Annotated in this window: 10 protein-coding genes; 3 read left to right on the forward strand and 7 right to left on the reverse strand. The window is 68.1% G+C overall.

Translation table 11 applies throughout. The features are described 5' to 3' along the window. Positions 1 to 320: 320 nt before the first annotated feature. The 4 genes from ARC63_RS18850 to ARC63_RS18865 form a co-directional block, all read right to left on the reverse strand. Positions 321 to 1925 (reverse strand): OpgD/OpgG family glucan biosynthesis protein, encoded by a 1605-nt coding sequence (locus ARC63_RS18850; protein WP_057504120.1) that lies wholly within the window; start codon positions 1923 to 1925, stop codon positions 321 to 323. Between the two features lie 105 nt (positions 1926 to 2030). Next, positions 2031 to 2843 (reverse strand): bifunctional DNA-formamidopyrimidine glycosylase/DNA-(apurinic or apyrimidinic site) lyase, encoded by an 813-nt coding sequence (gene mutM, locus ARC63_RS18855; RefSeq protein ID WP_010487344.1) that lies wholly within the window; start codon positions 2841 to 2843, stop codon positions 2031 to 2033. Between the two features lie 19 nt (positions 2844 to 2862). Next, on the reverse strand, positions 2863 to 3195 hold the full coding sequence (locus tag ARC63_RS18860; RefSeq protein ID WP_019338125.1) for an EF-hand domain-containing protein: 333 nt from the start codon (positions 3193 to 3195) through the stop codon (positions 2863 to 2865). Continuing rightward, positions 3192 to 4394 (reverse strand): DesA family fatty acid desaturase, encoded by a 1203-nt coding sequence (locus tag ARC63_RS18865; protein ID WP_057504121.1) that lies wholly within the window; start codon positions 4392 to 4394, stop codon positions 3192 to 3194. The genes ARC63_RS18860 and ARC63_RS18865 overlap by 4 nt, the downstream gene beginning before the upstream one ends. A gap of 151 nt (positions 4395 to 4545) precedes the next feature. Here ARC63_RS18865 and ARC63_RS18870 point away from each other — a divergent pair, with 151 nt between their 5' ends. Further along, positions 4546 to 5367, forward strand: a complete 822-nt coding sequence (locus ARC63_RS18870; protein WP_057504122.1) for an ABC transporter ATP-binding protein — start codon at positions 4546 to 4548, stop codon at positions 5365 to 5367. 128 nt (positions 5368 to 5495) lie between these two features. Here ARC63_RS18870 and ARC63_RS18875 read toward each other — a convergent pair whose 3' ends face one another. Together ARC63_RS18875 and ARC63_RS18880 are read right to left on the reverse strand one after the other, a co-directional pair. Beyond that, positions 5496 to 6698: a DUF4785 domain-containing protein gene (locus ARC63_RS18875; protein ID WP_057504123.1), complete on the reverse strand. Its 1203-nt coding sequence runs from the start codon at positions 6696 to 6698 to the stop codon at positions 5496 to 5498. An 11-nt stretch (positions 6699 to 6709) separates the two neighbouring features. Further along, entirely contained in the window at positions 6710 to 7588 is an 879-nt protein-coding gene (locus ARC63_RS18880) for a lipase family protein (protein ID WP_049453901.1), read from the reverse strand. A 259-nt stretch (positions 7589 to 7847) separates the two neighbouring features. Between ARC63_RS18880 and ARC63_RS18885 the strand changes: the two genes are divergently transcribed. After that, positions 7848 to 8687, forward strand: a complete 840-nt coding sequence (locus ARC63_RS18885; RefSeq protein WP_057504124.1) for an acid phosphatase — start codon at positions 7848 to 7850, stop codon at positions 8685 to 8687. Positions 8688 to 8814: 127 nt separating this feature from the next. Here ARC63_RS18885 and ARC63_RS18890 read toward each other — a convergent pair whose 3' ends face one another. Next, complete coding sequence (locus ARC63_RS18890) at positions 8815 to 11082, reverse strand: TonB-dependent receptor (RefSeq protein ID WP_010487361.1); 2268 nt, start codon at positions 11080 to 11082, stop codon at positions 8815 to 8817. Positions 11083 to 11240: 158 nt separating this feature from the next. Here ARC63_RS18890 and ARC63_RS18895 point away from each other — a divergent pair, with 158 nt between their 5' ends. Further along, a complete protein-coding gene (locus ARC63_RS18895; protein WP_010487363.1) occupies positions 11241 to 12257 on the forward strand; it encodes a TIGR00266 family protein in 1017 nt (338 codons plus the stop codon). Positions 12258 to 12336: the final 79 nt, after the last annotated feature.

A 12336-nucleotide genomic window follows, 5' to 3' on the forward strand; every position in this document is an offset into this window, starting at 1 on the left:
ACAAAAACCCACAGATACCTAATCATCAAACAGTGGGGTCAGAGCCCGTTGCGCAGCAACGGGCTCTGACCCCGTGCCGACCAACGGTCGGCACCCACCATCAGCAGCAGGTTCCGACAGATCGCGGGAAACTGTCGAAGGCGGGGTGGGTCCGGTTGCGGGGGCGTGAGCCGCATGGATGCGGCGACCGAGCTTACAGGGACGTACTTGCAGCGTCCCCCGCAACCGGACCCACCCCGCCATCCCACGGAATGCACGCATTTGACGTTGCCTTGGCTTGAAGCGGGTGCAGGGCTGCAAGCCCTGCAATCCCAAACCACTCAGTACAGCGTGCGCTCCGGCGCGCCCGCCGGCGGCGGGGTGTACTGGTACAGCCAGGTCTCGGTGAGGGTCTTGCCGCCACTGCGCAGGAACAGGCGGATGTCGATCTGCTCGGTGCTGCCTTCCGGCGGCACCAGGTCGAACATCGCGCGGTAGCCGTTGATCTCGCGCAGCGGGCGCGCCGACACGATCTCGACCCGGCCACGGCTGGCTTCCACCACCGCCTCGACCTCGGCCTTGTCGATCAGCCTGGCCAGTTCGCCGCCTTCGAAGTCCACCGCAAAGCGCCAGCTGAAGTACTCGCGCTTCTTGCCGACCACGCCGCCCAGGCCGGTGCGGCTGGCCACGCAGTGCGCCAGCGGCGGCCGTGCCGGCGGTTCGGCGCCCCAGTACAGGCGATAGCCGACCAGCAGCTCCTGGCCCGGCTGCGGCTTTTCCTTCGGGTTCCAGAACGCCACGATGTTGTCGAAGGTCTCGTCCACGGTGGGAATCTCCACCAGCTGCACCGAACCCTCGCCCCACTCGCCCTTCGGCTCCACCCACAGGCACGGGCGCTTCTCGTAGAACACGCCGTCGTCCTGGTAGTGGTCGAAGTTGCGGTCGCGCTGCAGCAGGCCGAAACCGCGCGGGTTGCGGTCCACGAACATGTTGAAGCGCAGGTTGCGCGGGTTCAGCAGCGGCCGCCAGATCCATTCGCCGGCACCGGTCCACAGCGACAGGCCGTCGGTGTCGTGGATCTCCGGGCGCCAGTCCCACGCCATGCGGCGGTCGTTCTCGCCCACCTGGTACATGCTGGTGCACGGGGCGATGCCCAACCGCTCGATCGCCTTGCGCGGGTACAGCGCACTGTCGATGTCCATCAGCAGCACGTCGCCGTTGGTGATCGCGAAGCGATAGGCGCCGGCCACGCTGGGCGAATCCAGCAGGCCGTAGACCACGATCGTTTCCGAATCGGCCGACGGCTGTTCCAGGTAGTAGGCGATGAAGTCCGGGAATTCCTCCGGCTTGCCCATGCCGGTGTCGATCGCCAGGCCACGCGCCGACTGGCCGTACTGGCCTTCCTTGCCGACCGCACGGAAGTAGCTGGCGCCGAGGAAGGCGGCGAAGTCGCGGTCGGTGTCCTTGCGGGTGTTCAGGCGGAACCCGGCGAAGCCCAGATCGGCCGGCAGCTCGCCGTCCTTGATCCCGCTCTTGCCGTAGTTGAACGCCGCGCCATCATAGGCCAGCTCCTGCGCCTTGCCGTCGACCACGTCGAACATGCGCACCGGCGAGTGGAAGTACAGGCCCAGATGGAAGAACTTGGCCTGGAACTTGCCCGGCTGGTCGGCCCACAATGCATGGTCCTGGCGGTAACCGATCGACTGGTACTGGTCCCAGTCCAGGCCTTCCAGGCGGCCCGGCAGCACCCGCTTGTGGCTCTTGTAGGGCGCCTGTGCCAGCGCGCGCGCCTGGCCCTTCAGGGTGGCGAAGTCGAACGGCTGCGGCTGGCCGAGGCGGCGCAGGCCCATCTGGCCGCTCCTGCTGGCCGCGCACGCGGGCAGGGACGGCAGGCCGAATGCAGCCAGGGCGAGGGAGGCATTGCGGATGAAGTCGCGTCGTTGCATGCAGGCGCGTCAGGCACAGAGGGAAGGTCGGCCATCATAGGCAGACAAACGTTAACGGGCAGCGGAGACGTCCCCTGCCCGTTCAGCTGCCGCTGGCCGCCCGGCTCAGCGCTGGCAGTGGCTGCACCAGACACTGGCGCGCTGGCCGATGGTGGCGTGCTTCAGCGCGCGGCCACAGTTCGGGCACGGCAGGCCATCGCGGCCGTATACCAGCAGCTCCTGCTCGAAGTAGCCCGGCGCGCCATCCGGGCTGATGAAGTCGCGCAGCGTGGTGCCACCACGGGTGATGGCGTAGCCGAGGATCTCCTTCACCGCGTCGGCCAGCCGCTGGTAGCGCTCGCGCGAGACCTTCCCGGCCTCGCGCAGCGGGCTGATGCCGGCCTTGAACAGGCTTTCGGCGGCGTAGATGTTGCCCACGCCCACCACTACCGCCTGGTCCATCAGGAAGGTTTTCACCGGCGCACTGCGGCCCCGGCTGCGGGCGAACAGGTAGTCGCCGTCAAACACGTCGTCCAGCGGTTCCGGGCCCAGCCCCTGCAGCAGCGGGTGGACTTCGCCGGCCGGCTGCCAGAGCAGGCTGCCGAACCGACGCGGGTCGTTGAAGCGCAGCAGGCGGCCGTTGTCCAGGCTGATGTCGACGTGGTCGTGGGCGCGCAGCGGGGTATCGCCAGGCAGCACGCGCAGGCTGCCGGACATGCCCAGGTGCAGCACCGCGCTGCCGACGGCGGTGTCCAGCAGCAGGTACTTGGCGCGGCGACGGATCTCCTCGATGCGCTGGCCCGGCAGCAGCTCGGCCACTTCCGGCGGAATCGGCCAGCGCAGATCGGCCCGGCGCAGGATCACGCCATGCACGCGACGACCCTGCAGGTGCGGCGCCAGGCCGCGGCGGGTGGTTTCTACTTCGGGCAGTTCAGGCATGAGCCGATTCTACGCCCGCTCAGCGTGGCGGCGCCGCCAGTTCACGGGCATCCAGTACGCCATCACCGTTGGCATCCTGCGTGTGGAAGCGCTTCACGATCACCTGCCGCTGCTGCTCGCGGCTGATCGCCCTGCCCTTGCCACCGGGCAGCTCCTCGGCCGTCAGCACGCCATCACCATTGCGGTCCATGCGGTCGAAGGCATACAGCATCCACTGCACATACTCGGATTCACTCACCCGGCCGTCGCCATCGCTGTCCATCCGCTGCAGATAGCTGGCGGTATCGGTGACCTGGGCCAGCGCCGCACCCGGCAACAGCGCCACCAGCAGAAGTCGGTACCTTGCCCTCACGCGCCCACCAGGCTGTAGCCCTTCAATCGCGCGGCGTAGGCCTGCAGCGCGGCAATGCCACTTTCCTCGGCCTCGCGGCACCAGGCCTGCAGCTGATGCAGGCGCTCGGCCGCATCGTGGCCGCGCGCTTCCAGCAGCGCGGCCAGGCGCCCCCGGTACTCGACCAGGGTGCGGATGCGCGGCCGTTGTGCCACCCATGCGCTGAGCTGGGCGCGGCTGTCCGGCTTCAACCAGCGGCCATCATTGACCAGGCCACGGCGCAGACGGCGCGGCAGCAGGCGGCGCAGCTTGGCCCCGGCGTGAGCGGCTTCCTCGCGCAGGGCCGGCATGAACACATTGCGCTGGTAATCGGTCATCGCCTGGAAGCGGTGCGACAGCAGCGCCTTCAGGGTTTCAGCATCGGGTACGGCGATATTCGGGCGCACGTCCATGGCCGGCGCCACCCGCAGCACCTTGGCCAGGCGCAGCGCCTGCAGCAGGCGGATCGCACTCCAGCCGATGTCGAACTCCCAGCGGCGCATCGCGAAGCGCGCCGAGCTGGGGAAGGCATGGTGATTGTTGTGCAGCTCCTCGCCACCGATCCAGAACCCCCACGGCGTGAGATTGGTGGAGGTATCGGCGGACTCGTAGTTGCGGTAGCCCCACCAGTGGCCCAGGCCATTGACCACGCCGGCTGCCCAGAACGGGATCCACGCCATCTGGACCGCCCACAGGGCCACGCCGGGCAGGCCAAACAACACGGTATTGATCGCGAACAACAGCACCGGCCCCAGCGTGGCATGCGGGGTATACAGGCGGCGCTCGATCGCATCATCCGGGGTGCCGCGCCCGTACTGCTCGATGTCCGCGCGCTGGCCGCGCGCTTCGCGGTACAGCTCCACGCCATGCCAGAACACCTTGCCGATGCCACGGGTGACCGGGCTGTGCGGGTCGTCCTCGGTCTCCACCTTGGCGTGGTGCTTGCGGTGGATGGCCACCCATTCGCGGGTGATCATCGAGGTGGTCAGCCACAGCCAGAAGCGGAACACATGGGCCAGCGCCGGGTGGAAGTCGACCCCGCGATGGGCCTGGCTGCGATGCAGGTACAGGGTCACCGAGAAGATGGTGATCTGGGTGAAGACCAGCAGCACCGCCAACATCGCCCACCAGCCCAGGCCGAGCACACCACCGGTCAACAGGGACATCAGGGCATCAGGCATGGCAGCGCTCCGGATCGACGCGGGGATGGCAGACATCATGGGCGCTTGCGTTGCAAACTGCATCCCTGCGGCGGTGCTTCGCATCGCCATCCGTGGCACCGTTCACAGTTGGGGACCTGAGTTGTCGAGCCTTGATCCACGCGCCAGCACCATGACTGCGGCCCCGCCCATCGCGGAGCTGCCCCCGTTGATCGAACTGGACCGCGCCACCGTGGTGCGCGGCCAGGTGAAGGTGCTGCACGGGCTCAGCCTGCGCATTGCACAGGGCCAGCACACCGCCCTGCTCGGCCCCAACGGCTGCGGCAAGTCGACCTTCATCAAACTGATCACCCGCGAGCTGTACCCGCTGGCGCAGGGCGACGGCTCGGTGGCAGTGAAGGTGCTGGGCCAGAACCGCTGGCAGGTGGACCGGCTGCGCTCGCAGCTGGGCATCGTCACCGGCGACCTCAGCAGCAACCTCGCCGACATGCCGGGGCTGACCGTGGAGCAGGCCGTGCTGTCCGGCTTCTTTGCCAGCTACGTGGTGCCCGCCTTCCGCGAGGTGACCGCCGACATGCGTGCACGCGTCGGCGAGACACTGGCGATGACCGGCGCGCTATCCCTGCGTGAACGTGCCTACGCCGAGCTGTCGGCCGGCGAGACCCGCCGCGTGCTGATCGCCCGCGCGCTGGTCAATCGGCCACAGGCACTGCTGCTGGACGAACCGTCCACCGGGCTGGACCTGGTCGCTCGCGAACAACTGGTGGCAACCATGCGGGTGCTGGCGCAGCAGGGCATCACCCTGGTGCTGGTGACCCACCACATCGAAGAGATCATTCCCGAGATCGAGCGGGTGGTGCTGCTGCGCGATGGCCGTGTGCTGTCCGACGGCACCCGCGCCGAGCTGCTGCGCAACGAACCGCTGTCGGCGGTGTTCGGTGGCGCGATCACCGTATGCGAGCAGGAAGGCCGGCTGACCGCGTACGCGGGATAATCGACATGCCACTGTAGAGCCGAGCCTATGCTCGGCTGCTCCTGGCCGCGGGGAACGGCAGCCGAGCATAGGCTCGGCTCTACAGAAAACGGTACAGCGGGCCGGAACCCGGCCCGCTGCACCCTTGCTCAGAACTTCAACGCCAGCGCGCGCGACTCGATCGGTGCCATCCGGCTCTGGTCCTGCAGCTGCAGGTCGCGCAGCTCGTACGGCGCACCAAAACCAGCCGGCAATGCGGCCTGGCCGAACGGCAGCACCAGCTGGCCTGCGCCCGGGCCATCGAACCACGCCGCCGCGTGCGCCTGTGCAACCGGCTTCAGCTGGCCATCGCGGGCAGTGGCATACAGCGTGCCACGCGCCTCGTAGCGGCCCGCTGCAGCCACCTGCAGCGGCAGCGCCACCTGGCGGTTGACCGCATCCGGTGCCGCTTGGCCGCTGAAGCGCGCGGTCGGCCGTGCCACCGCGAAGGCCACCTTGCCATCGCGCAGCACGCCATCGGCCTGGGCGAACACCTGCAGTTCCCACAGCCCCTGCACGGTGCCGACGTCGGCCGGGATCCGCACCTGCGCGCGCAGGGCACCATCGGTGGTGCGCAGCAGGCGCTGCGGCCAGCTGCGGCCGTCCGGCGCAACCAGCAACGCTTCACCGCCCAGGCTGCCGCGGCGCGAGGCCATCTGCGCGGTGGTGGCACCGTCTTCCAGCAAGCGTGCCTGCAGCTGCACGTTGCCACCGGCCAGCACCTGCGCCTGGTTGGCCTGCACTTCCAGCCGCAGCGGGCTGTTCGGCTCCAGCACCTGCACCACGTAGCGGCCCTGGGCCTGCGTGCTCTGCAGCGTGTACGCACCGGCCGCACTGGTCGCTCCGGTGCGCAGCATGCTGCTGCCATCGCTCACCGGCATGCCGGCCTGCTGCAGCGCGCGCGCGTCGACACTGCGCGCCACGCTGCTGCGGCCGGCCGGGTCGCGCACCTGCAACGTGTTGGCCGGCACTGCACGCGCGCCTTCGGCCGGACTCAGCTGGATCACCGCATCGGCAGCGGTCAGCGGCAAGTCCACGCCGCGCTGCAGCTGCGTACCATCGACCTGCTGCCAGTAACTGCGGCTGACCGAGGCATACGGCGTGGCCGCCTGCAGCGGTTGTGCCGGGTCCAGCGCCCAGGCAAAGGACAACGGCGCGTGCTCGCTTTCATCGGCGGGCAGCGGCGCGGCCACCAGGGCGGCAGGCACCTGATCGCCTGCACGGGCGGCCTGCAGCGGCTGCGCGGCCTGCGCTGCGGGAAGGGACAGCACTGCCAGGACGGCGCCGGCCAGCAGGGTGGAATGAATCGTCATGGTCGTCTCCCTCACTGGGTCAGGTCGTTGCGCAGCAGGGTGCCGAGGCCGAAGCACTCGCGGCGGCTCTGGTTGTGGCTGAGCGGTTCGGCGCCCTGGGTACGCGCCTTGTCGGTGAACCAGGTGGTGCCGGCGGCCTTCTGGCTGCTGCACTCCAGGAAGCCATCGGAGCAGGACGACAGCCAGTTCTGGGTGAACTCCAGGCCGACATTGGCGGCGTAGCCACCGCAGTAGCTGTTGCTGTCCCACACCGCCGATTCCACGTCGCTGCCGACCACCGCACGGAACGGCTTGGGCAGGGCGGGACGGCCTGCGGTGCCGTACAGGTTCTGCGCGTTGTAGGTGGCCATGCTCGCCACCTGCTGCTGGCGCACCGCGTCGTTCTTGTAGCCCAGCAGCCAGCCCAGCGAGGTTTCGAAGGTGTTGCCGTTGAGCACCGCATCGGCCAGCGGCGTGCCGGCCGAGGACGGCGCCAGCGCGGTGACCTTGCGCACCGTGCGGATGATCTTCGGGTAGCGGCTGTCGTAGGTCGGGTTGGACAGGATCCAGCGCACCACGTTGCCGCCGTTGGAATGGGTGATCACCACCAGCTGGGTGATGCCGCGGCTGTCGATGAAGCGGGTCAGCTGGTTGGCCAGGCAGCCGGCGGCCTCCGGCTTCCACATGTACTGGGTGAAGTCGCAGTTGATGACCACATAGTTGCTGCTGTTCGGCAGGCCCTGGCGCACGGTGTCGATGATGGCCGGCTGCCAGTAGTCCTGGGTGGCGTTGGTCTGCGCGCCGGTGCCATGCACGAAGGCCACGCCGACCACGTCGGCGGCCTGCGCCGGGGCGGCTGCCAGCCCGAGGAGCAGGGCCAGGACGGTACTTCCTGTTGCGGTGCTGCGCATCGCTTCTCTCCCTCTGTCTGCGGATCCCCCCGACCCGGCTGGAACTGGACGGCGTCTCATCACCGTTGTGCCGATGCTCACGGCGTGGCCGCGTGAAAGTCCGTGCGCTGCGCCCGGATTCAGGAGACTGACGTCACTCCATGACGCTTTTCGTATTCTTCCGATGACCATGCCGGGTCTGGCCGTATGACCGATGGCCACTGCGGTGTCGCATACGGGCTGCGATCATGACGCGATGTTTTTCTTCCGGAGCCCGTCCATGTCGCTGATTTCCCACCCCGCACGCCCGCTGCTCGGCCTCGCCGTTGCCGTGGCCCTGGCCGGCTGTGCTGCCACCGCCACCAAGCCGACCGCCGTCGAAGCCAACATCACCACCAAGGCGGTGGGCTATCTGGACAAGAGCGCGGTACCGGCCAGCCTCGACCTGGTGCCGGCACCGCCGGTGGCCGGTTCGGCCGCCCTCGCCCTGGACGAACAGGTCAGCCGTGAGGCCCGCGCGCTGCGTGGCAGCCCGCGCTTCGCCCAGGCCGGTGTCGATGCGGAACTCGGCTTCCCCGAAGGCGCCAACCACTTCTCCTGCGCCGCCGACATCGACGTCGATGCGGTGAAGACCCCGGCACTCTATCGCCTGCTGGAGCGCAGCCGGATCGATGCCAGCGCGGCGACCAAGGCTGCCAAGAATCACTACCAGCGCCCGCGCCCATTCATGGTCAATGGTGAGCCGACCTGCTCGCCGAAGGACGAGGACGGCCTGCGCAAGAACGGCTCCTACCCGTCCGGCCATACTTCGATCGGCTGGGCCTGGGCACTGATCCTGTCGGAGATCGCACCGGACCACGCCGATGCCATCCAAGCCCGCGGCCGCAACTACGGCGAGAGCCGCCTGGTGTGCAACGTGCACTGGCAGAGCGACATCCTCGAAGGCCGCTTCATGGGCGCCGCCGCCGTGGCCCGCCTGCACGACAACGCTGCGTTCAACAAGGACCTGCTGGCCGCACGCAAGGAGATCGAAGCGGCGCGCAAGGCTGGTCGGCACTCCAGCCGCGACTGCGCCACCGAGAATGCGGTGCTGAAGGTGCGCCCGCAGAGCGCGCTGTAAGCCATTGTAGAGCCGAGCCATGCTCGGCTCAGAGCAGCCGAGCGCAGGCTCGGCTCTACATGAAGCAGGAAACAGAAGGGCCGGCATTGCGCCGGCCCTTCTTCATTGCATTACCGCAGTCACCGCATCAGAACTTCGCGGTGAACTCCACGCCCCAGGTCCGCGGCTCGTTGAGGAAGCCGGTCAGGTTGTTGAAGTCGATTGCACCGACCACGCGGGTCTGGTTGGTCAGGTTGCGGCCGAACACAGCCACGTCGTACTGGCCGTAATCCCAGTTGTAGCCCAGGCGCAGGCCACCTTCCAGCGAACTACGGCCGCGGAATTCCGGCGACTCGTAGATGAAGAAGTTCACCGCACTGCGGTAGGCCCAGTCGGTGTAGGCGTACAGCTCGCTGCCGTCGCTGAGCGGGAAGCCCACGCGCAGGGTGGCGTTGTGGATCCACTTCGGCGCCTGCGGCAGCGGGTTGCCGTTGACCAGCGCATAGGGCTTGCCGCCGATCATAGTGATCGGGTCGGTAACAGTGCAGCCACCACCACAGACCGCCACCGCCAGATCCTTGTCCTTGATCTCGGTGTCGTTGTAGCTGCTGCCGAAGGTCAGCAGGACGTTGTCGGCCAGGTAGGCTTCCAGGTCCAGTTCGACGCCCTGGCCGATGGTCTTGTCGGCGTTGAGCAGGGTGGCGGTGTTGTTGGTGCCACCCACGGCGATCAGCTGCTGGCCGTCAACGTTGTAGCGGAACACGCTCAGGCCCAGGCGCGCGCGGCGCTCGAACAGGTCGGCCTTGATGCCGGCTTCATACGAGATGACCTTCTCCGAATCGGCCTGCGAAACGCCGCCGAACGCCAAGCGGCCCTGGATCGACGGCGCACGGAAGCCCTTGGCGACGCGGGCGTAGGCGTTGATGTCGTCAGTCAGCTTGTACACACCGCTGACATCCCAGCTGACGTCATTGACGTCGGTGTTGGCCAGGTACGGGCCGCTGACCGGGGTGCCGAACGGCACGGCCTGCAGCACCCGGGCGGTGAAGTCCTTCTTGTCCTGGGTATAGCGCACGCCACCGCGCAGCTTGAAGCGGTCGGTGACGTCGAAATCGCCCGAGGCGAACACCGCCCACGCCTTGTTGCGCTGGCTCTGCACGGCATGTCCGGTCTGCGGGTTGCCGGGCTTCAGCGAGTCATAGTTGAAGCTGTCAATGGTTACGTCTTCATCGAAATAGAAGACGCCGGCCTGCCAGTCGAAGCGGCCCCATTCGTTGGATTCGACGCGGAACTCCTGCGTCCACTGGCGGTGATGCGGCAGGCCGTCGGCCGACTCGGACGCGAACGGGATCAGGCCCGGGCCGTAGTTGCCGGCACCCAGCGATGCCTCGCCGTAGCCACCGTCGATGTCGCCGCGGTTGAGCGATTCAGCGGTTTCATAACCGGTGATCGAGTGCAGGGTCACCGAGCCGAGGTTCCACTGCAGGCGCGCGCTGCCGCCCCAGGTTTCCAGATCGGAGAAGTTGACGCCGTCGTTGGCCACCTTGTCGCGGTCGAAGTTCTCGACCAGGCCGTTGCCACCCTTCTGGATGATGTTGGCGCGGAACAGGCGGGCGGTACCGTTGAGCTTGCGCTTGTGCAGGTTGAACAGCGCTTCGAAGTCATCGCCTTCGTACAGGAACTGCACGCGGCCGGCGGCTTCGTCATAGCCTTCGAAACCGCTGTTCGGCGCACCGGCGCGGGTGTTGTCGACCCAGTCATCGCGGCGCTGGTAGATGGCCGAGACGCGTGCCGACCAGCGATCGGTCAGCGGGCCGCCGTAGGCACCCTGCACGTTCCAGCTGTTGTAGCTGCCGTAGCCCACGCGCACGTAGCCGTCGGCATCCTGCGACGGGCGCGCCGAATCGAACTTGACCACGCCGGCCGGGGTGTTGCGGCCGAACAGGGTGCCCTGCGGGCCACGCAGCACTTCCACGTTGGCCAGGTCGAACAGCGGGAAGCCCTTCAGCAGCGGGCTTTCCTGCACCACGTCGTCGTACACCAGCGACACCGGCTGCGAGGCATTGAGGTCGAAATCGGTGTTGCCCAGGCCGCGGATGTAGAAGCGCGGGAAGGCACGGCCGTAGGACGACTCGATGTTGAGGCTGGGCACGCGCGCGGCCAGGAAGCGGATGTCATCGCCGGCCGAACCGAGCACATCCAGCTTCTCGCCCTGGATCGCGCTCAGTGCGACCGGTACGTCCTTAGCGTTCTCGACGCGGCGCTGCGCGGTCACCTGCAGGGCATCGAGGGCAACCGGATCCTTGGCAGCGGGGGTTTCCTGGGCGGCTGCTACCAGCGGCAGCAGGGCGGAAAGAGCGGCAACGAGGGGGCGCGCGACCGGAAGGCGGCCACGGGAAGTACGGGTCGGGGACATGGCGGTAGGCTGTGTTTGGAGGGGTGGTAAAACGGCGCTACCAGATAATTGTTGCAATACAGCACCTGCGCCGCAAACGCCCGCCGTTCATGGCCCCGTCGCCGACGCCCCCGGGCGCTCGCTAGACTCGGGGTTTCCACCGCGACGGACCCGCCGCCATGACCCAGTGGTACTTCCACGCCTCCGCCCAGGCCGAGCGTATCGGCCCGCTTGATGACGAGGCCGCGCGCCGCTACGCCCAGGCCAACCCGCGCTCCCTGGCCTGGTGCCAGGGCATGAGCGGGTGGACCTCGATCGCCGAGGTGCCCGAACTGCAGTCCGCGGCCCCGGGCATGCCGAACACCCCGCCGCCGGTCCCCGCCGCTGCCAGCAGCCGCGCCGACGACATCGAGTTCCGCATCGTCGGCCATGAAATGCAGTTCGTGGAAATCGAGCTCGACCCCGGTGAGAGCGCCATTGCCGAGGCCGGCGCATTGATGTTCAAGGACGCCACCGTGCAGATGGATACGGTGTTCGGCGCCGCCAACGGCGACCAGGGCGGCGGCTTCATGGGCAAGGTGATGGCCGCCGGCAAGCGCGTGCTGACCGGCGAGAGCCTGTTTGCCACCGTCTACACCCAGAGCGGCCACGGCAAGGGCAAGGTCGCCTTCGCCGCCCCCTACCCCGGAACCGTACTGGCAATGAAGCTGGACCAGCATGGCGGCCGCCTGATCTGCCAGAAGGACAGCTTCCTGGCCGGCGCGCGCGGCGTGCAGATCGGCGTGCAGTTCCAGCGCAAGATCATGACCGGCCTGTTCGGTGGCGAAGGCTTCATCATGCAGAAGCTGGAGGGGGACGGCTGGGTGTTCATCCACGCCGGTGGCTGCGTGGTCGAGCGCGAGCTGGCCGCAGGTGAGCGACTGGACGTGGATACCGGCTGCGTGGTGGCCTACCACCCGACCGTGGACATGGACGTACGCCGGGTCACCGGCATCAAGAGCATGCTGTTCGGAGGCGAGGGCGTGTTCCTGGCCACGCTGACCGGCCCGGGCAAGGTCTGGCTGCAGTCGCTGCCGTTCTCGCGCCTGGCCGGGCGCATGTGGATGGCGGCGCCGCAGGGCGGCGGCCAGAGCCGCGGCGAAGGCTCGGTGCTGGGCGGCCTGGGCCGGATGCTGGACGGCGACAACCGGTTCTGAGCCCCTCGCCCGGGCGGTGCCGACCAAGGTCGGCACCGCCCGCGCTCCTTTTCCTGAATAGGCCACTCCCCCACCCCTT

Origin of the sequence: Stenotrophomonas geniculata ATCC 19374 = JCM 13324 (assembly GCF_001431625.1) — a bacterium.
GTDB classification, from domain to species: domain Bacteria; phylum Pseudomonadota; class Gammaproteobacteria; order Xanthomonadales; family Xanthomonadaceae; genus Stenotrophomonas; species Stenotrophomonas geniculata.